The organism is Photorhabdus sp. S10-54 (assembly GCF_963878145.1).
GTDB lineage: Bacteria > Pseudomonadota > Gammaproteobacteria > Enterobacterales > Enterobacteriaceae > Photorhabdus > Photorhabdus kayaii.
Map to the genome: position 1 here is coordinate 112,681 of NZ_CAWNXG010000010.1, position 22,229 is coordinate 134,909.

Here is a 22,229-nt window from a genome sequence, read left to right on the forward strand (position 1 = left end):
AAAAGAGCTAATTAATAGCTTATCTAAGATAATGATGTAATTAATCCAGAAATTTTTTATGACCATGCGGCAATTCAATAGCGTGAATACAAAGACTATCGGTGTTTTCGCTTCCATTTTTCAAATTGTGGAGGTCGGAGGCCATACCTTGCCAACACACCTTCATATAATCGCCGTAGTTCTTCAATAACCAATGCCTTTAACGTGTCACGCTCAGATTGGCTTAATTCATCGGAAATTAATTTATCTATAACGTCAATTGAATCCGTCTCCGGCGTGGCAACTACCCGATAAACGATCTGCTTAATCACATTTCGATATTGTAATCTTAACGGATCTGGTGTGGTGATTCCCTGCGTGACAGCCAAATATTCTCGGGCAGAACGCTCATAAGCCCATAGATAAAGATCCCGTAGTAATTCAACTCAGGTCATTTCATAAATACCAAGCATTGCACGGCTATATGCCTCTTCCGGTATATCGACAAAAGTTAACGGACATAGATTTGAACGAATCAACGGAAAATTAGCTGCCAGGCGGGAAGTTCGCTTATTTACATCAGCAATAAGGCTGTAAATACGGTAAGTGGATCATCCCCAGTAAGAATACTGGCACGATTATGGTGCAATTCAGATAATCGCGCCACTTTTATGCCATCAATATGGCGCGATTAATGTGGGCAATACATCTGACTGTAGCGTTAAACCTGTTTAGCTGAAAACAGGACAAATGAACATGACGGCAGTAATCTTATTTACGGAGTAAGATTGCACCAACTATATCCAGCAAACTTTCAATAGCGCCGCTACGTAAGAAACGTTGCGTCTTAGGTATGACATGTACTTTTTCACTTACAGGAAGAACCTCAACACCCTCACCTAAAAATACCGGAATCGTGGTTAAGAATATTTGTTGTAATTCACCAGCCTCAGCAAAATATGCAGCGGTTTTACCTCCCCCAACTAACCAGACATCTTTACCATTAGCCTCTTTCTTCGCTCTGGCAGCAATAGCTCTTACTGTTTCATTGGTTATGGTGATATTCAACCCTTCAGGCGTTGACAGCGCCCTATGAGAAAGAATAAAGGCGGGAACATTTTTGTATGGCCAATCATCCGGTGAATTTGTCATTATCCATTCGTATGTTTTTGCTCCCATAATCACAGCACCAATACCTCGATAAAAATCATCATAAGGTGTTGCATCATCCCCAAGCATAAACTCATACAACCAATCCAGTTCATTGTTTTTATTAGCAATATAACCATCTATTGTCGCAGCGACGTAATAAATTAATTTCGGCATTATTACCTTCCTATTAAACACGATGTTAAAACGCTATACACCCGGATTGATGATATACCCGTTATCTTTCAAGTTGTTGGCTGCACTCACTCACCCCGGTCACATCGTTATCTATGCTCCCGGGGATTCGCTCCCTTGCCGTCGCGATGCATCTTGAAATCCATAGGGTATATACCCTTCATCCTTCAAATTGCTGCTTTGTTGGCTGCTTTCACTTACCCCAGTCACATAGTTATCTATGCTCCTGGGGATGCGTTCACTTGCCGCCGCGCTGCAACTTGAAATCCATAGGGTATAGTTAAAATATTTTCAAACTTCCGTCAAAAGATAACGCGTATTTTCTAAGAAATTATACTTTATAAGATATATATTACCACACATATTCACTTCCGTTACTTCATATTTTCTCCAACACAATACATGAAAAAGTAAAACACTAAAACATTGCTTCCATACCCTAAAACCTAAATTCCATCATTCAATATCACTTAGTTACAGATATGAAAAACCCAAGAAATTAAAATAAAAAGTAAAACAAACAACTTAGCCAATAAAATAAGACCAGATACAAAAAGATAATATCTATTAGCACTTTAACACTTGATGATGAAACATAGCTCATCCATAAAAGCTAACTTTCATCATCTATAATATTGTTATAGAAGCGATATTCAGGAACTTTAGCTTCATTAATCGTGCCAATTCTTACTGGCAAATGACCATGCGAATGACATAATAATTTTATATAATTCCAATACTCCCTCTCTGTTTCTATATGCTCTATCAGTGGATCAAAAGCACTATCATAAAATTCAACATTTAATTCTCCATCATCATTACCTCCATTAATATTTCTACTATTATTTTCTTGTTGATTAATACACCCTTTATTATCCTTTTCGTGATTCATATTTCCGCGATCTATAATTTCTAACATCTCCTTTATCATCTCTAAGCTATGGCAAGCTGTTTGTGGTGAATTGTAGAATAAACCATCATTAAAAATAGCTTCCATCAATTCATAAAACGCAAACGAGGTTGTTCCCTGTATATATTTGATATTTCTATTATCATATATACCAAAACATTTATTATTCAAAATATCCGTATTATTATCATCATAGCCAATTAATATTTGTCTGTCACTGGCAATAACTGGGATATTTTTAATTTCATGGATATATTCACTGATACTGTAATGTTCTTTATCGCCTTTTCTATAACCCGATGCCATACAAACTGATTCAATATTAAAATATTTTGTTGGCGTATGTTCACGATTAAAATATTCAGACAGTTTTTCATTATCTTTCATATCTTTTCGCTGATATACCCGATGAACCGATGTGATTCTTTGAATACTGATCCAATCAAATATCGGTTCTTCTTGCGAAGGCTTTCTAATCTCTGCAATATAAGCAGCAATATCAATTTCCAACCAAGTGCTTAGCATAGCCTGCCACGGTTCTATCGCGAGAAATATATTTGATATTGTCACTCCTTTTTCTATTAGGACCTTATTTCTGAAATATTTCAGGAAAAATAACGGATCATTTTTCCCTAACTGTTCCTGGACTGATAACATCGGTACAGCTATTGTCGTATCGTAATCTGAACGAAATCTCAGAATCGAATCAATACAAATAATTAAAGTACCTTCCATCTTATCCCTCGTTCATTTAAGCTTTTAATATATTAACCACTGTAATGATCGTATATATAATCATCTATTATAGCTATATATCTGAATTTTGCTATTTTTGAACGTCAAATTTATTATTCCAACCTCCTACATTACATCAATATTAAAAGATAATTACATGATATATTAGGCACTCATCAATAACTCCAACATCATATTACCTTACCCCTAAATCTAAAATGATTTAAAATTTTCCCTTGTGAAAATATTTTTAATATTAAATTCAATTTGAAACTATTAAAAAAATAACAATTCAGATATTCTCAATACCTTAAACACTCTACTAACAGTAAAACTCAATAGAGGATGAACAAGAGATCAAATCAATTAGGCCATAAATAAGAATCAGTTTCTCCATTGATTTAACCTTAAAATATACGTTATTAACGCCTTAATCATCATCTTAATTGCCTTGAAGTACTACTCATATTCTATAGCACTATAAAGGAATGTTTAGTTTAAATTCTCGATCTCTGTTTAAGGCACTTATAATTTATCCCTGTCAATCACAATCAAAACTACAAATTAATTCATTAATTTGCTTTATAGTAAATAAAAATGCATTTGATCAGCCGCTTCGCATCCACTATTTATTGGTAACGGAAAGTTATTGGTAACGGAAAGCAATTACCTGTAACATACAAAAATGATAATGATTTGCATTTACATTGATAGCATAACATGAAAATGACCGTTAATGTTTCTGACACTCAACAGATCCAGTGCATGTACATCCACAATCATGATTGGCTATTTCGTTGGCTTAAGCATCGTCTTAACTGCGATGAAACTGCCGCAGACCTGACCCAAGATACTTTTGTTAAGTTACTTCGTTCACCTTTACCACAACCACTCAATGAACCTCGTGCCTACATCGTCACTATTGCCAAGGGGTTGATGGTTAACTGGTATCGCCGCCGCTCACTTGAACAATCTTATCTGGACTTACTCGTCAGTCTGCCTGAACCGCTTATTCCCGCACCAGAGCAAAAACTTATCATCCTCGAAACACTTCAGGAAATTGACATTATGCTTAGTCAACTCCCCGCGCCAGTGCAAACTGTCTTTTTACTTTCCCAGATAGAAGGGATGAAGTATGAAGATATTGCAAATCAGATGAATATTTCGCTGTCCACAGTAAAACGTTATATGAAACAAGGCTTTTATCAATGTCTGATAGCGATGGCATAAGAGGGATTGGTATGGCTTCCACCGACACATCTTCTTCATCAAGTACACCTTCTGAAACGATACTTGCCGAAGCCGCAGAATGGTTGACCGTTTTGCATGATAGTCATGCCAGCGAAGCTGATCGGAATGCCTGCGCTGCCTGGTGTGCACAAAGTCCAGAACATGCTCAAGCCTGGGAACGGGCACAATGTCTGTTAGCACGGTTACACCATTTACCACCGCATATCGCCTCACCTCTGTTAAACAACAAACAGCCCCTTTCTCGTCGAGAAGCCATCAGAAAGCTTACACTCATGTTGTTAATACCGGCTGGCGCATCATCGCTCTTCTGGCACTCTGAGCAATTTCAGCTTCTCACCGGCGATTATCACACTGCAACCGGGCAAATTCAGTGCTGGTCATTACCGGATAACAGTCAAGTGACTTTAAATACTCAAAGCTCAACAGATGTTCATTATGACGATACCCAACGGCTTATTGGTCTAAAGCTAGGGGAAATCTATATCGAAACTTATAAAGATAGTCGCTATCCGGCTCGCCCATTTAAGGTACAAACTAAGCAAGGCGTTATTGTGGCATTGGGCACAAAATTCAGCGTCCGCCAACAAGCCTCACACACTCAGGTGGAAATAGTAGAAGGAGCGGTTCGCATTACGCCAGATAACGGTTTGCCACACATATTGCATGCCGGAGAGGCAACTCATTTCACTCAATTTGCCGTTGCCCCACAACATCCCCGTTCAACAGCATCCCTAAGCTGGTTACAGGGCATGATGGTAGCTGATAACTTGCCGCTGGCAGCAGTGGTTACTGAGCTGAATCGCTATCGTTCCGGTGTCATCCGTTGTGATGATGCAGTCGCTAATCTGCGGGTTTCTGGTGCTTTTCCCATACGGGATACGGATCTGGCGCTGCATATGCTATTACAAACTTATCCGCTCTCAATGCGCAGCCTGACCCGCTATTGGATTATCCTCTACTCACCTCACCCAGTTAATAAAAATAATCATTTTTACTGACACTTTTTTCAATCTCATACGGCATAGAAATAAAAGAAGTTTAAAAAGTTATGGAGAACTTACTATGTCATATCAAGAATTTACTATGCCATATCATGTTGACTGCCGAGATTCACAACCACGTTGGCAGAAAAAGTCTTTAGCCACACTGTTATTGCCATTAATACTGCTACCGGCACGCCCCCTTTACGCTACCACACCAGCAGATACACTCTATTCTGTTCATATTCCGCCAGGTTCATTAGGTAATTCTTTGTCCCACTTTGCGGCGCAAACCGGTACGGCGCTCTCTTTCGATCCAAATTTAACCAACGGGCTAACAGCACCGTCATTAAACGGCAGTTTCAGTGCTCATCAAGGTTTAGTACAACTGCTCACAGGCAGCCATTTACAACTGTCCCAACATACCGATGGCAGTTATACGCTGGTAAAAATGACAAAGAATATGACCAACAAGGGTGTAATCGTACTAAACCCCCTTACGGTAGCAGGCAATCGCGGGTATTCAGGTAATGAACCATTGCGATTCGACAGTACTACCATCAAAGGCAAAGATATTGAAAAATTCGGCGTGATCCACCCCGTTGATATTTTCAAAACAACACCGGGGGTATTATCCGGCGAAGCACGCAGTTCAGGCAGCCTGGATGTGAATATCCGGGGCTTGCAAGGACAAGGCCGAGTCCTAACTACCGTTGATGGTGCATCTAACCAGACCGCGCTATACCGCGGCTATCAAGGTGTCTCCAACCGTTCCTTTATTGATCCCGATTTCATCGGCCGGGTAGATATTAGTAAAGGCCCGACAGGAAAAGGCGGTATGGGTGCCATTGGGGGAACGGTGGAGATAAAAACCATTGAAGCCAGTGATATCCTCCTCGATGGACAAAAGGTAGGAGTGCGCCTGAAAGGAAGTCTGTTGAACAACCACTCCAATCCTGACGATTATCAACGCAATGATTGGGCTTCCCCATCAAAAACCTCTCTTTTCGACGCAAAGAATCGCAACGGGAGTATTGTTTTCGCGATAGCCGAACCTTCCTATGAATTGCTGTTTGGCGCTTCTCAGCGCAAGCGAGGTAATTACCACTCTGGCAAACACGGACCGGGTGCTAAGGAACGTGGCATGCCAGGCTATTTGTGTGAGAGTGATCCACAAGATTGCCGCATTCCACAATTCAGTGAACAAATAGCCGGTTATTCGCTGTACGCAATGGGAGATGCCGTACCTAACACTTCTGAAGATAGCCAGTCATTACTGGGTAAAGGAAAAGTTCGTTTTGGCGATGGACATGAAATCTCCGCTATCATTAGCCATTACCAAAATCTCTACGGAGAATCCTATGTCGCGGATATGGCAAACCTAAGCCAAACATTTATGATCTTGGAACAGGGGCCACTGACACGACTCAACATGAACAGACACAACCTCAACTATAAATGGGAACCTGCGTCAAATCCCTGGATTAATTTGGATATCGGAGTATGGCAAACACGGGTTAACGATCGCCCTCGAACCGCAAATAATACCCTCGGTGATAAAAAATTCATGCGTACAGTAGGGATGAATTTGAGTAACACCTCATTATTTGAGCTTTCAATGCAAGATATTGAGTTAAACTACGGCACCAGCTTTATTCGTGAACGCACAGGCCCAAGCGCAGGTAAATGGAAATATGCCGTTAATCGGGAAGGAGAGCGTAAAGAAGGCCGTTTTTTCCTAAACGGGAACTATATGCTTGCCGACCGTCTGACCCTAATGGGCGGATGGGATTTTAAATCCTACCAGATCGAAGATGACAGTCCAGCTCGTCCGGGTAGCTCTTGGTTACCACAGCTCACCTCTGGGAAAATAAACAACAAGCGAGATCACGCTCACGGCTATTGGGTAGGCACTAAGCTTGAACTTAATCATGAAACAGCATTACATGCCAAATATACCTATGCCCCACGTTTTCCATCAATGGTTGAAGGTATTCGTGGCTATATGATGAGTGTTGACGACCATATAAAACCTGAAATTTCAAAAAATATCGAAGTCGGGCTGACATCACGCTTCCAGAATGTTATTGCTCAAAATGATAGCTTCGATATCGCAATGTCCTACTTTGATAATCGGATAAAGGACTATATCAGCCGCTCATGGATGGATGATTACTGGAGTATGTACATCAGTAATATTAAAGAAGCAAAATTTGCCGGATTGGAATTGGCGAGTGTTTACCATGGTGATCACTTTGATGCGCGTTTATCGATGAATTACTACACAAAAGTCAAATTCTGTACGGAAAATGACGGGTGCATCGCACGTAGCCTCCCTTCAGATTATGCGACTAATCACATTCCTCCTAAATATGCGGTATCACTCGATCTGACACAGCGATTCTTAAATGACAATGTATCTGCCAACGCCAGAATTTCCCATTATGGTCAACGATCTGTGCCAGCAGGAAAACCAGGACGCGGTTCTGCTCCTCTGTTGGCGCCCATTATCTGGCGGCCTGCAACTGTGGCCGATATCTCTCTGACTGCTCGCATAAATAAGCATGTCGAATTTGAGTTTGGTGTGGATAATGTGTTCGACAAATATTATATCCAGCCTCTTAGCCTCGGTTATATCCCTTCACCGGGAAGAACGTTTCGTGCCGGTATCACAACTTATTTTTAAATTCATTCGTTAAACTGGTGGCATATCCATGATATGCCACTTTCTGGCAAAAGAACGTAATTAGGGTGAAAGCAACATATCAATATACATTATTTCCTCTTATTTCTCTGGAGTTAATACAACCTCCAAAATTAAAGCTCGGCACTGGTTTAAACTTTCACATAAATATAATATGCCATCAGATATTTTTAATGAAATTAAAACAACTTTAAAAGCATATTTAAAATAGAAATTAAATGAAACTTTAAAATAATGAAATAGTTTACATGTAATTAATTGTTTTTAAATGATTGTATGTAAAAATATATATCAGCCTATAGAGATTTATAATATACAATCATATCTTATCGATGACTTAATTATCATAAGTTAACTTCAAATAAAACATTATTCATTATTTTTTAAGAAGAAATAAGAACATAAATGAAAAGATTAATTTTAAAGAATTAAGACATTAATTATTAAATGACTATTTGGTTAATCTAAAAAATTATTTTTAACAAGGATATACATATGAAAAAAGAGCCGATTAAAACATCAAATCCAGATAATACTGAGTTATCTGTTACGGACAAAGTAGAAATCGAAAACCCTACCATCGCGGTATCTGGAATTGTCTCAGTAACGAACACCTCTGATGGTCGGCTTGAAGTCTTTGCACGCGGCGCCAACAAAGAACTTTCACTCTACCACATCTGGCAAACTGACACTCATTCCGGTTCATGGTCAGGCTGGGCCTTATTAAGTGGCGGACTCACCAGCGCCCCAGATGTCACGAAGAACGCTGATGGCCGACTTGATGTTTTTGTGCGCGATAACGGTAATGGACTCCACCACATCTGGCAAACTGTCCCCCATTCCAATCAGTGGTCTAATTGGACATCCCTAGGGGGAACCTTAATCGACGCCTCAGCTATAAAATAATCTGAAAGGAGCTAGATTCGCACAATACATACGTCATTTTCTGGCCCAATGCATTAAAGAGAACATTCACTGCGCTGCATCGGGCCAGTAGTACCCAAAATAGATTCTTAATTGAATATGTCTGGAAAGCAATCTCTAACAGAATAACCGATTGGTTATCAGATGCTTTGAATAAAATTAAAATAGCTATGACAAAGATATATTTTCAAACACAAGAACAGTGAAACTTTAAAACAGCAAAACAATTCATTTATAATTTATTATTTTTGAATCGCTGTATGTAAAAATATATATAAACGTATGGGATTTTATAATGTAACATCACATTTACCCAATATTTCACAGATCAGAAATCATCATCAAATAAAAATATTCATCATGTCTTTCCCTAATAAAAAAACACAAGCAAGAATATTAATGTAAATATTAAATATATTGCTTAAAGAGGATATATATTATGAAAAAAGAATCTATTAATACATCAACTCCAGATAATACCAAGTTATCTGTCGCAAAAGAAATAGAAACATCCCATGAAATTTCTTGGACGGCGTTACCCGGAATTATCTCGGCGGCAAACAACGCGGATGGTCGACTTGAGGTTTTCGGTATAGGCACCGACAATGCTGTATGGCACAACTGGCAAACGGGACCAAACACCAGATCTTCCTGGTCCGGCTGGCACTCGCTAACTGAAATAGCAACTAGCAAACCCGCCGTTCACATTAACTCAGACGGCAGATTGGAAATATTCGTGCGTGGCACAGATAATGCGCTATGGCATAATTGGCAGACCGCACCCAGCGCCGGTTGGTCAGGCTGGCAATCTTTAGGTGGTCAGATCACCAGCAACCCAGTGGTATATGTCAACTCCGATGGCCGACTTGAGGTCTTTGCACGCAGTTCCGATAACACTCTCTGGCGCATCTGGCAAACCGCTCCCCATGCCGGTCCGTGGTCTAATTGGCAGTCACTAAATGGCGTGCTTACCAGTGATCCCGCGGTATATATCAACGCCAGTGGTCTGCTTGAGGTCTTTGCGCGCAGCAACGATTACTCTCTCTGGTACATCAAGCAAACGACTTCTCATGCCTATCCCTGGACAAACTGGCAGTCACTGAGCGGCGTGATAACGAGCAATCCAGTAGTGATCGCCAACGCTGATGGTCGGCTTGAGGTTTTTGCACGCGGCTCCGATAATGCTCTCTGGCATATCTGGCAAGTTGCTCCTAATGCTGGTTGGACAAACTGGCGCTCACTGTCTGGTGTCATCACCAGCGACCCTGCGGTACACATCAACGCCGACGGTCGGCTTGAGGTCTTTGCACGTGGCCCCGATAACGCTCTCTGGCATATCTGGCAAACGGCAGCATCTGGTGCATGGTCTGAGTGGGCCTCATTGTCTGGTGTGATTACCAGTGCTCCTGCGGTGGCGAAGAATGCCGATGGCCGGCTTGAGGTTTTTGCACGCGGTTCCGATAACGCTCTCTGGCATATTCAGCAAACTACATCATCGTCATGGTCTAGCTGGGCATCCCTCGGCGGCAACTTAATCGACGTTTCAGCCATTAAATAATCTGGAAAGATTAGCTTCACACAAGACACGCATAACTTTCTGGCTTGATGCATTAAAGGAGAACATTCACAGTACTGCATCGGGCCAGTAGTACCTTATTTGCTGAAATTAACCCAATATTCGACACACAAACCGGGTATTCGCTCAAGTTCGCTCCCGTTATTTATGATAAAAATATATTTTTCAAATATAAGTAAAATGAAACCTTAAAACAGAGAAATAATTTATTTATAATTTATTATTTTTGAATGACAGTATGTAAAAATATATATAAACACACTAGGTTTTATAATGTAGCATCTCACCCACTTAATACTTCACGGACCATCAATCAACATCAAATAAAGCATTAATTATTTCTTCAAAGAATAAAGAGTAAAAGTGAGAATATTGATTCACAGAATTAAACATCTTGCTTATTAAATGACTATTTAGTGAATCTAAAGAATTATTTTTAACGAGGATATATATGCAAGAAGAACCTATTAATATACCAAAGCCAGATAATGCCGAGTCACTTGCTGCAAATGAGATAGAAATCGAAAACGCACCAATCGCGTTGTCTGAAATTGTCTCAGTAGTAAACACCTCCGATGGACGGCTCGAAGTTTTTGGTGTGGGCACTGACAATGCCGTGTGGCACAACAGACAAACGGCACCACACTCAGGCTCTTCCTGGTCCGGCTGGATCTCACTTAGCGGAAACGTAACCAGCAAACCTGTCGTTTATATCAATACAGACGGTAGGCTAGAGGTATTCGCACGCGGCACCGATAATGCGCTCTGGCATATCTGGCAAACCGCCGCCAATGCCGGTTGGTCAAACTGGCAATCTTTAGGGGGTACAATTACTAGTAACCCCGCGGTATATGTCAACACCGATGGCCGGCTCGACGTCTTTGCACGCGGCACCGATAATGCACTTTGGCACATCTCACAAACTGCCGCTCATTCCGGTCCGTGGTCGAGCTGGCAATCTTTGAACGGCGTGATCACCAGCAACCCGGCGGTTCATATCAACTCCGACGGCCGGCTTGAAGTCTTTGCGCGTGGTACCGATAACGCACTCTGGCACATCTGGCAAACCGCTCCTGATTCCAATCAGTGGTCAGGTTGGGATTCACTCGGTGGTATAATCACTAGCGATCCTGTCGTCATCGGCACCGCTGATGGCCGGCTTGAAGTCTTTGCGCGCGGCTCCAATAACGCACTCTACCACATCTGGCAAACCATTCCCCATGGCGGCCCGTGGTCCAACTGGGCTTCGTTGAATGGCGTGATCACCAGTGCTCCTGCGGTGGTGAAGAACTCCGATGGCCGGCTTGAAGTTTTTGCACGCGGCACCAATAATGCGCTCTACCACATCTGGCAAACGGTTTCCCATTCCGGTCCGTGGTCTAACTGGGCCACGTTAAATGGCACGATCACCAGCGCGCCAACGGCAGTGGAAGACGCCGATGGTCGGCTTGAAGTTTTTGCGCGTGGCACCGATAACGCACTCTGGAACATCTGGCAAGCCACACCATCGTGGTCCGCTTGGGTATCCCTCAAAGGCAGCTTAATCGACGCTTCAGCAATCAAATAATCTGGAATGAATCCAGCTTTGCACAAGACGAACGTCACCTTCTGGCCCGATACGTTAAGGAAAATATTCACTGTGCTTCATCGGGCCAGTGGTACCTAATTTGCCGGTAAAAATCTCATATTCGATACACAAACCTGGCATCGATTCGAGTTGGCATATTATCGTTGATGACAAGGAGATATTTTGTCTATCTGAAACAGACTATTAGTCGAATATGCCTGGAAAACAACTTCAAACAGAATAACCTCTTTTAGGTACATGATTAAATCAGGATCTACGTTTCTCAATAGCCAGATTATGAATTTTGTGCTTTAATAATGATTCAATAAAATATTTAAAAAAACATTAAACAAATATATTTAAAATAGAAAACAGCGGGGACTTTAAAATGAAAAACAGTTTATTTTAAATTTATTCCACTTAAATAATTTCGTGCAAAACAATATGTAATCACATAATGTGAGACTATATTTAATTAACATTTTACAAGTCAATAACTAACAAAACAAAAACATCTACCCTTTATTTTATTAATAAAATTACATAGGAGACTAGTCAAAAAATCAATATATAAATCAGAATACCTCTCTCATTAAATGATTATTTTATGAATCCGAAAAATTATTTTTAAAGAGAATATACATATGAAAAAAGAACCTATTAAAATGCCAAATCCAAATAATACCGAAGCATATGTTGCAGGTGAGGTAGAAATCGAGAACTCTGCGATAGCGTTATCTGGAATTGTCTCAGTAGCAAACAATGCCGATAATCGACTTGAGGTTTTCGGTGTAAGCACTGACAGCGCAGTGTGGCACAATTGGCAAACAGCACCGCTCCCAAACTCCTCTTGGGCCGGCTGGAACAAGTTTAACGGAGTAGTAACCAGCAAACCTGCCGTTCATCGTAATTCGGACGGTCGATTGGAAGTATTCGTACGTGGTACGGATAATGCACTCTGGCACAACTGGCAGACCGCCGCTGATACCAATACTTGGTCAAGCTGGCAGCCGCTGTATGGAGGTATAACCAGCAACCCTGAGGTATGTCTCAACTCTGACGGCCGACTTGAAGTCTTTGCTCGCGGCACGGATAACGCGCTATGGCACATCTGGCAAACCGCAGCCCATACCAATTCGTGGTCAAACTGGAAATCTCTGGGCGGCACGCTCACGAGTAACCCGGCTGCACATCTCAACGCCGATGGTCGGATTGAAGTCTTTGCTCGCGGTGCCGATAATGCCCTTTGGCACATTTGGCAAACGGCTGCTCACACTGATCAATGGTCAAATTGGCAGTCACTAAAAAGTGTAATCACTAGCGACCCAGTGGTCATCGACAACTGCGATGGTCGGCTCGAAGTCTTTGCTCGCGGTGCCGATAGCACACTCCGGCACATTTCACAGATCGGTTCTGATTCCGTTTCATGGTCAAACTGGCAATGTTTGGATGGTGTGATCACTAGCGCCCCAGCGGCGGTGAAGAATATCTCTGGCCAGCTTGAGGTCTTTGCTCGCGGCGCTGATAACACGCTCTGGCGCACCTGGCAAACTTCCCATAACGGCCCGTGGTCTAACTGGAGCTCATTTACAGGTATTATCGCCAGTGCCCCAACGGTAGCGAAGAATTCAGACGGTCGGATCGAGGTCTTTGTGCTTGGCCTTGACAAAGCGCTCTGGCACCTCTGGCAAACAACTTCATCAACCACATCATCGTGGACCACCTGGGCTCTCATCGGTGGTATCACCTTGATCGATGCTTCAGTGATCAAGTAATCAGAAAAAAGCTGGCTTCACACGAGATAATCATGAGCTGCTGGCCCGGTGCAAAAGGAAAATATCCATTGCGATTCACCGGGCCAGATAGGAGGATAATGGGGCTGTACCCAAATTCTGTATCAGGGCTTTTTTATCATCAATATTCGAGCATTTAACGATTATTTTTGTAAAAGTAGCAAAAAATATATTTTAACCTACACATCTACAACTGATTAATTCATCCGTCATTACTGTCTCACTTAATCTTCATCATTCAACCGCAATGGCTTATATACCCGTTATCTTTCAAGTTGCCTCTTTGTTGGCTGCACTCGCTCACCCCGGTCACATAGTTTGCTATGCTCCCGGGGATTCACTCCCTTGCCGTCTCGATGCATTTTGAAATCCATAGGGTATAAATCAATATATAGTGACTCTTATAATGAATGTATATTACGAGTTACAAACTAATCCAGCCACTCAGTCAGCACTTTCTCTAGAATACTACAGCCATATTTCCTTTTTTCAACAGAAGAAACACTCATAGGAAAGCTGCAAACCATGCTATTTTTCTGCGTCACGGACATCAAAAAAACACGGATTTCGGATTTTTACGGCTGTAATAGTACTACTAACAAATACAGCAAATTTCATCCATATTTAAAATATGATATACATCACAATTTGTAGTAATCAACCGTTTTTATTTTACATCAATGAGAATGGTTGATTTCCATTATATAATCCTATTGAAATAAGCCCTTAGTAAAAATCATTAAGTCATAGTAGAATTTATCACCTTACATAGAGGAATACCAAATGCCTATAAATTTCAGTCCCAAAGTGGGTGAAATATTGGAATGTGACTATGGGAATTACCCAAAAAATAAAGAAGGAAAAATAATAACTAATTTCTATGATGGTCATATACCACCTGAAATGGTAAAAAATCGGCTTGTTGTTATTATAAACGGTAAAATAGATGGCAATGCCTGTATAGTTGTTCCTATATCAAGCAAATGTGATCAAAATAAATTACAACGTGGAATGCACGTTGTAATTGATAAAAACGTTATTGAAAATATGAAATATTTTGAACAAATAACACGTTGGGCAAAAGCGGATCTTGTGCAACAAGTCAGCCGGCAACGGCTACAAAGGCCAAGAACTGATAGAGGTTATTTAAATCAAATTTTACCCAGAGAAATTGTCACTAAAATTCAATTAGCAATAATTAAATCCATAAATGCAAGTCAATTGTTATCGAAATCATGATACTTGATTTTTCCAGTAAGATCGCTGACAATATAGCTGTTGCCCATAGAGGCCCAAAATATTTATCCCCTTTAAGGGACCTGCGAAGCCTAGCTAATTGAATTGCTAGGCTTCTGCCGTTTTAGCATTCCATAACTTCAACAAAGAATTTCCATAAAAAAGCGTTTAGTACATAAAAGCTTAGGCTGCTGGCAAAGTTGATGACAAAAACTAATGAGACACTTGCTCAGATTTTACATTGGTCATACTGGCGGCGGCGACATCAATACCGAACTCAACAATCTCACTATCATCACCGAGGAAATTCTTTACCAACAAGGCAATTACGGCTATAGCATTAGAAAGCAAAAACTAGTCAACATTGGAAAATTCTTTCAACCACTTCAGCAACGCAGCTTTATCATCTTCCACACAAAGCCAATTTAACCAGACCAAAATTACAGCTAAATTTGCGAATTGCTTCCAGATTTTACTTGTGTAAGTTTAAAGCTTGGTGCGATACCATAACGAAAGAATTGATTCACAAACTTAACTAAGACCACTGCATGATTAATACAGAAACCTTCGACACCCACACGCCCATGATGCAACAATATCTCCGTCTTAAAGCACAGCATCCTGATATCCTGCTGTTTTATAGAATGGGAGATTTCTATGAGCTGTTTTATGACGATGCCAAAAAGGCTGCAAAATTGCTGGATATTTCCCTGACCAAACGAGGTCAATCCGCCGGCAATCCTATCCCTATGGCAGGCGTGCCACATCATGCAGTAGAAAACTATTTAGCTAAGCTGGTTCAATTAGGTGAATCAGTCGCTATCTGTGAGCAAATTGGCGATCCTGCCACCAGCAAAGGCCCGGTTGAACGTAAAGTCGTTCGCATCGTTACTCCAGGTACCGTGACAGATGAAGCGTTATTACAGGAACGGCAAGATAATCTGCTGGCGGCTATTTGGCACGATAATCAAGGATTTGGTTATGCCACACTAGACGTGACATCTGGCCGCTTCCAAATATCTGAAATGGCAGAGCTGGAAACGATAGCCGCTGAATTGCAACGTAGCCGTCCTGTCGAATTACTCTATCCTGAAAGTTTTGAGCATATGGCGCTGATTGAAAATTTTCATGGCCTGCGCCGCCGCCCTTTATGGGAATTTGAGCTGGATACCGCAAAACAGCAATTGAACCTGCAATTTGGTACCCGTGATCTCGTCGGTTTTGGTGTGGAAAAAGCAGCACTTGCTCTGCGTGCCGCGGGTTGCCTGTTGCAATATGTCAAAGATACTCAACGCACGGCGCTGCCGCATATCCGTGGCATTACGATGGAACGTCAGCAAGATACGGTTATTATGGATGCCGCAACCCGTCGTAATCTGGAACTGACACAAAATCTGTCTGGCAGTACAGATAATACTCTCGCTTCTGTTCTTGATCTGTGTGTTACCCCAATGGGTAGCCGAATGTTGAAACGCTGGTTGCATGCGCCTGTCAGGGACCGCCAGATATTAGAAAATCGCCAACAAGCTATTGCTACCTTGCAGGAAATTGGCTTGGAGTTGCAGCCATTTTTGCTACAGATAGGTGATCTCGAACGTGTGCTAGCACGCTTGGCTCTACGCTCTGCTCGGCCAAGGGATCTGGCAAGAATGCGTCATGCATTCCAGCAATTACCGGATATCCATCAAGTTATGGACTCCTCAGATTCCCCTTATATCAAGCAATTGCAGAAAAATATCGGCAGGTTTGATGAATTACAGGAATTGCTTGAAAAAGCGATTGTAGAAACACCTCCGGTATTAGTTCGGGATGGTGGCGTAATCGCTCCGGGTTATAACAGTGAACTGGATGAGTGGCGCACACTGGCTGATGGCGCCAGTAACTATCTGGAACAACTGGAAATCCGTGAACGAGAAAAGCTGGGTCTTGATACTCTGAAAGTCGGCTTTAATGGTGTTCATGGCTACTATATTCAAGTCAGCCGAGGGCAGAGCCATCTGGTGCCAATTCACTATGTCCGCCGCCAGACACTGAAAAATGCTGAGCGTTATATCATCCCCGAGCTAAAAGAATATGAAGATAAGGTTCTGACCTCTAAAGGGAAATCTCTGGCAATAGAGAAAGCGCTTTACGAAGAATTATTCGATCTGCTGCTGCCTCATTTGGCCAAATTACAAACCAGCGCCGAAGCACTGGCTGAACTTGATGTATTGGCAAATCTGGCAGAACGCGCTGAAACCCTGAATTATGTTTGCCCAACATTGAGCGATAAACCGGGAATTCAAATCACCGGTGGTCGTCATCCGGTTGTTGAGCAAGTTCTGAGTGAACCATTTATCTCAAACCCACTCTCTTTATCTTCACAGCGGCGTCTGCTGATTATTACCGGTCCAAATATGGGCGGTAAAAGTACCTATATGCGTCAGGCGGCACTTATTACACTTCTGGCCTATATCGGTAGCTTTGTACCGGCTGAAAAAGCGGTCATCGGCCCGGTTGATCGTATATTCACCCGTGTAGGTGCTTCCGATGATCTGGCATCCGGCCGTTCAACCTTCATGGTGGAAATGACCGAAACCGCCAATATCTTGCACAATGCGACAGAACAAAGTTTGGTATTGATGGATGAGATTGGCAGAGGGACATCAACCTACGATGGCCTTTCTCTGGCATGGGCATGTGCAGAAAATCTGGCAAACCGCATTAAAGCAATGACTCTGTTTGCTACTCACTATTTTGAGCTGACCACGTTGCCGGAAAAACTTGAAGGCGTGGTTAATATTCATCTCGATGCGGTAGAGCATGGAGATACCATCGCATTTATGCACAGCGTGCAAGAGGGTGCAGCCAGTAAGAGTTACGGGTTAGCAGTTGCTTCTCTCGCTGGCGTTCCACGTGAAGTGATTAAACGAGCTCGCCAGAAACTTAAAGAGCTGGAATCGCTATCCAACCATGCAACAGCAAGTCATGTCGATACACCACAACTTGCACTACTAACAGAAGAGACATCACCGGCGATTGAAGCATTGGAAAATCTCAATCCAGACTCACTGACTCCGCGTCAAGCATTGGAATGGATTTATCGGCTAAAAGATATGGTGTAAGAACATGTTTGACAAAAGCCTCTTACAACCGATATACCATTTTTTGCAATGTGAAACCCCGGATTTGTGGGTAGATAGAGCAAAACAGCCTGAAAATTTACCTGTGCTTTTACGGGATCATCTATTATGCGAACTGAAAGCAGCACAGAGCGCTATGTTTTTGATCCGCAAGTATGCCGTAGATCAGCGAAGTGAAGATACACTTCTGGCATGGTTTAAACCTTATGAAGATTTTGCTTACAAGAAGATTGGCGATCTCAATTCACTAAAAGGTCAAAACCAAGCGACCAAACAGATCACCGCCAAAGCTAATTCACCCTATAGCCAGGATCTGATTGATAAAATGGTATTGCTGATTAAAGAAGAGTTACATCACTTCTATCAGGTGCTGGAGATCATGGATGAGCGCAATATCAGCTATGAAAGCATCTCTGCCAGCCGTTATGCTAAAGGCATGCTTAGTCACATTACCAACCATGAACCTTATACACTGGTAGATAAGCTGATTATAGGCGCTTACATTGAAGCGCGTTCTTGTGAACGTTTCGCCAAACTCGCTCCTCATCTGGATGAAGATCTGAGTAAATTTTATATCTCGCTGTTGCGCTCTGAAGTGCGTCATTACCAGGACTATCTTTCACTAGCGCAATCTATTGCTAATGAAGATATTACCGAGCGGGTGAACTATTTTGGCCGTGTTGAAGCTGAATTAATTCAAAATCCAGATAGCGATTTTAAATTCCATAGCGGCGTCCCTGTAATTTGAACTGAGTGTAAATTGAAAGGTGAGCTTATATTCACCTTTCACACCGATGATAAACCTCGTTTAAAATAACGAGGTTTGTTTTTCCTTTTTAATAATGTTCTGATCCCGTTTCCCCATTAGATCAATTTGATTTCCCACGGATACGCTATTGTACGCCATAAAAATAGCCAGACTTAAATGGTGAGTTTTTTATTAATTTATTCTATCCAATTGTACTAATAACTATACATGCCATTCTAATACTCCTATATGAAATGTAAAATAATTTCATATCGATAAAGCTACATATTTAAACATAATAAACATATAAGTTTTGATATAACTTCATTTATTAAATAATGCTATATATACCTAGTAACATAGATTTACATTTATTAAGGAAATAATATGCCAAAAAAAGATGTTGACTTTATGAAAGTGTTAGAAAAAAATCTTTGTCCGGCATGCGGAGACAAGGAATGCCCTATCCACAATAAAATGAAGCATATGAGAGACAGTATGAACGAAATTGTGGAGGCATATTTTAAAGATGATATGCTTAAGATAAAAAAAATAAGCGTACAACGTTTTTCTCATTATTATAGTAATTTTAATCATGAAACAATAGAAAACGACACAAGCATGAGTTCAATTGGTCTGTTTAATCATTATAGAGGAGATTCAGGTCAGGAAATAACTCTTTCTAAAATAGGTGTACAAAACAAAATTAGCAATTTGATAAAAACACCCGGTGCTTTTAAAAGAACGGATGGTACCAGTATTCAATCGCGTTTTATCTCACAGATTCAAAACGGTGATCGAACTCATTTTAATAATGCGTACGATTTTGGCACTGAATCCAGACATTTTAATGACCCATTATGGGCTATAGGTGGCGCTAAGGTCAGTGGAAAATTAACGGATGTTAGAGTAGAACCTAGAGGAAATAAATATAATTTATCTGGGGTAATAAATTACAAACTTTATGATAAATTTACAGATCCATATGATACTTTCAATTTGGTTAAAAAGGATCTTAATCCCAATGGAACCCCATTTGATATAACAGGAGCATGGAAAGAGCCCGTAAATTTCAATATCGATAAAAATGTATATGATAATAAAATCAAACCTCTAATTGATAAAAAATAACGGGTATTTACTGTCGTGCATTTAATGCACGACATAATATAGGAACTCAGATAGATTTAGAAAACAGTAAAGTAGCATCGGAGAAAAAATATTAACTAAAATAAAAATAATAATGCTTGCCACCGATGATATTAGTGTTTTCCTTACGTTTTTATCTAAAATAAAAAAATAACTAACCGTTATAGATAATAGAAAAAAAACAATGGTATCAATTAGTCGTGATAACAAAAATATCATTCCACATCCTTTATTGAAAAATCCTTCTTTAATTATACAGCCAATTTTATTAAAAATAATAGCTTTTTTAAAACCATTAAGTTTATATAGTAATCAAAATAGTGACTTGTGCCACAAATATCAGTTATTTTCGATTAATTTTATTGGCGTATCGTTTAGATTCAAGAAGGGCAACCTCAAATTGGCCGGTAACCCCTTAGACTGGATTCTCCCCTTCTCTGAACTGCCACTAATCGAATGTGGAATATCGAGGAGAGCAAGCTATTTGCAATCGATGAAGGTGAGACACATCGATATGCTATTTTGCCTGCCATAAATCATAGTCTATCTGCATCCCCATCCAAACTTGAAGTGAGCTGCCAATAACAACAGACAATTTCAGTGCCATTTCTGGCGAAACATCAGACTTGCCAACAACCAAGCGTTGCACAGTTGATGGCGTTACACCCAGCGTCTTAGCCAGACCTCTAACACTCAAATTCAGAGTCTCCATAGCCTCTTTGACCAATATTCCGGGATGCGGGGGGTTATACATCATAGCCATTAATTAGTGGTAATCCTCATCGTTCATAATATACCCGTCATCTTTCAAGTTGCCTCTTTGTTGGCTGCACTCACTCACCCCGGTCACATCGTTATCTATGCTCCCGGGGATTCGTTCCCTTGCCGTCGCGATGCATCTTGAAATCCATTGGGTATATATAGATATCACCGCCACACAACTTCCCGAAAAAGCGAATTAGGAAAGAAGTTAAAAAAAGGGGCGTTCATCACATCACTGCAATTTAAGTATCAAAAATCTTTGATTGAAATTTATTATCATCATCCCAGACAATTAGAGTCATTCTACAGAGTACTGAAGAACCTGATAATACCAAGCATCAACAATGCAAAAACAGGGACAACAGTTCTTCAGAACCCAAGTAGCCAAACTATTCAACAATTAAGTACGGAATAACGCTTCAATATTCAAACCTTGAGTTTGCATAATATCTTTCAGACGTCGCAAACCTTCGACTTGGATCTGACGCACTCTTTCCCTTGTCAAACCGATCTCTTTGCCCACATCTTCCAGCGTTTCAGCCTCATATCCCAAAAGACCAAAACGACGCGCTAATACTTCACGTTGCTTCGAATTCAACTCAAACAACCATTTGACGATACTCTTTTTCATATCGTCTTCCTGTGTTGTTCCCTCCGGCCCACTTTCATTCTCATCCGATAAAACATCCAATAGCGCTTTATCAGAATCACTGCTAATAGGGGTATCAACCGAAATGATACGTTCATTCAATCGCAACATACGGCTTACGTCATCAACCGGTTTATCCAGTTGCTCTGCTATCTCTTCCGGGCTAGGTTCATGATCCAATTTATGGGCAAGTTCTCTTGCTGTACGCAAGTAGACGTTGAGCTCTTTAACAATATGGATTGGCAACCGAATAGTACGGGTTTGATTCATAATCGCCCGTTCAATGGTTTGCCGAATCCACCATGTTGCATAGGTAGAAAACCTGAACCCGCGCTCCGGGTCAAATTTTTCAACAGCACGGATAAGGCCAAGATTACCTTCTTCAATTAAATCAAGAAGAGCTAAGCCTCTGTTACTGTAACGGCGGGAAATTTTGACAACCAATCGCAAGTTACTTTCGATCATTCTCTGGCGGGCCAGAACATCACCACGTAATGCCCGCCTTGCGAAAAAAACCTCTTCTTCCGCCGTCAGCAAAGGAGAAAAACCAATCTCGCCGAGATAAAGCTGTGTTGCATCAAGAACCCGCTGGCTCATGCCCTGCAATACATCTAAATCATTCTCAAAATCAGTTAGATCACCCTCATTGTTCTTCAATAATTTCTCATCGAAGTCGTCAGCTTCAATACCACTTTCATCTAAATCCGCATCATCATACAACTCGTTAACTTTCAGCGTATTTTGGCTCATAAGCTGCCCCTACCCATGATAATGCAGGCAGAATTCAGCACTCTGCCCAG

The 22,229-nt window shown here is 41.1% G+C and carries 16 protein-coding genes; 11 read left to right on the forward strand and 5 right to left on the reverse strand.

The window, feature by feature from the left end; genetic code table 11:
* Nucleotides 1-95: 95 nt before the first annotated feature.
* The 3 genes from AACQ83_RS07995 to AACQ83_RS08005 form a co-directional block, all read right to left on the reverse strand.
* Nucleotides 96-368: a hypothetical protein gene (locus AACQ83_RS07995; protein ID WP_240000735.1), complete on the reverse strand. Its 273-nt coding sequence runs from the start codon at nt 366-368 to the stop codon at nt 96-98.
* Nucleotides 369-750: 382 nt separating this feature from the next.
* Nucleotides 751-1,305, reverse strand: a complete 555-nt coding sequence (locus AACQ83_RS08000; RefSeq protein ID WP_112877106.1) for a dihydrofolate reductase family protein — start codon at nt 1,303-1,305, stop codon at nt 751-753.
* Nucleotides 1,306-1,936: 631 nt separating this feature from the next.
* Nucleotides 1,937-2,968: a hypothetical protein gene (locus AACQ83_RS08005; protein ID WP_112877107.1), complete on the reverse strand. Its 1,032-nt coding sequence runs from the start codon at nt 2,966-2,968 to the stop codon at nt 1,937-1,939.
* 720 nt (nt 2,969-3,688) lie between these two features.
* On the opposite strand from AACQ83_RS08005, the gene AACQ83_RS08010 reads away from it, so the two are divergent.
* The 11 genes from AACQ83_RS08010 (at nt 3,689) to AACQ83_RS08060 (ending at nt 20,000) form a co-directional block, all read left to right on the forward strand.
* Entirely contained in the window at nt 3,689-4,198 is a 510-nt protein-coding gene (locus AACQ83_RS08010) for a sigma-70 family RNA polymerase sigma factor (RefSeq protein WP_112877108.1), read from the forward strand.
* The gene (locus tag AACQ83_RS08015) at nt 4,177-5,217 is read left to right on the forward strand and encodes a FecR domain-containing protein (protein WP_112877109.1); all 1,041 of its coding nucleotides are present in this window, start codon (nt 4,177-4,179) and stop codon (nt 5,215-5,217) included. Before AACQ83_RS08010 ends, AACQ83_RS08015 begins: the two co-directional genes overlap by 22 nt.
* Before the next feature lie 64 nt (nt 5,218-5,281).
* Complete coding sequence (locus AACQ83_RS08020) at nt 5,282-7,885, forward strand: TonB-dependent receptor (protein WP_112877110.1); 2,604 nt, start codon at nt 5,282-5,284, stop codon at nt 7,883-7,885.
* A 513-nt stretch (nt 7,886-8,398) separates the two neighbouring features.
* A complete protein-coding gene (locus tag AACQ83_RS08025; RefSeq protein ID WP_112877111.1) occupies nt 8,399-8,809 on the forward strand; it encodes a hypothetical protein in 411 nt (136 codons plus the stop codon).
* A 457-nt stretch (nt 8,810-9,266) separates the two neighbouring features.
* Nucleotides 9,267-10,385: a hypothetical protein gene (locus tag AACQ83_RS08030; protein WP_112877112.1), complete on the forward strand. Its 1,119-nt coding sequence runs from the start codon at nt 9,267-9,269 to the stop codon at nt 10,383-10,385.
* Nucleotides 10,386-10,854: 469 nt separating this feature from the next.
* A complete protein-coding gene (locus AACQ83_RS08035) occupies nt 10,855-11,970 on the forward strand; it encodes a DUF346 domain-containing protein (RefSeq protein WP_112877113.1) in 1,116 nt (371 codons plus the stop codon).
* Nucleotides 11,971-12,614: 644 nt separating this feature from the next.
* Nucleotides 12,615-13,745, forward strand: coding sequence for a hypothetical protein (locus AACQ83_RS08040; protein ID WP_112877114.1), 1,131 nt, complete (start codon nt 12,615-12,617; stop codon nt 13,743-13,745).
* Nucleotides 13,746-14,546: 801 nt separating this feature from the next.
* Complete coding sequence (locus tag AACQ83_RS08045) at nt 14,547-15,002, forward strand: type II toxin-antitoxin system PemK/MazF family toxin (protein ID WP_112877115.1); 456 nt, start codon at nt 14,547-14,549, stop codon at nt 15,000-15,002.
* Between the two features lie 545 nt (nt 15,003-15,547).
* Nucleotides 15,548-18,103: a DNA mismatch repair protein MutS gene (gene mutS / locus AACQ83_RS08050; RefSeq protein ID WP_112877116.1), complete on the forward strand. Its 2,556-nt coding sequence runs from the start codon at nt 15,548-15,550 to the stop codon at nt 18,101-18,103.
* Nucleotides 18,104-18,107: 4 nt separating this feature from the next.
* A complete protein-coding gene (miaE, locus tag AACQ83_RS08055; RefSeq protein WP_112877117.1) occupies nt 18,108-18,869 on the forward strand; it encodes a tRNA isopentenyl-2-thiomethyl-A-37 hydroxylase MiaE in 762 nt (253 codons plus the stop codon).
* A 387-nt stretch (nt 18,870-19,256) separates the two neighbouring features.
* Nucleotides 19,257-20,000, forward strand: a complete 744-nt coding sequence (locus tag AACQ83_RS08060; protein ID WP_112877118.1) for a hypothetical protein — start codon at nt 19,257-19,259, stop codon at nt 19,998-20,000.
* Nucleotides 20,001-20,535: 535 nt separating this feature from the next.
* Here the strand turns inward: AACQ83_RS08060 and AACQ83_RS08065 are convergent.
* On the reverse strand, nt 20,536-20,781 hold the full coding sequence (locus AACQ83_RS08065) for a HigA family addiction module antitoxin (RefSeq protein WP_112877119.1): 246 nt from the start codon (nt 20,779-20,781) through the stop codon (nt 20,536-20,538).
* Nucleotides 20,782-21,180: 399 nt separating this feature from the next.
* Nucleotides 21,181-22,179, reverse strand: a complete 999-nt coding sequence (gene rpoS / locus AACQ83_RS08070; RefSeq protein ID WP_112877120.1) for an RNA polymerase sigma factor RpoS — start codon at nt 22,177-22,179, stop codon at nt 21,181-21,183.
* Nucleotides 22,180-22,229: the final 50 nt, after the last annotated feature.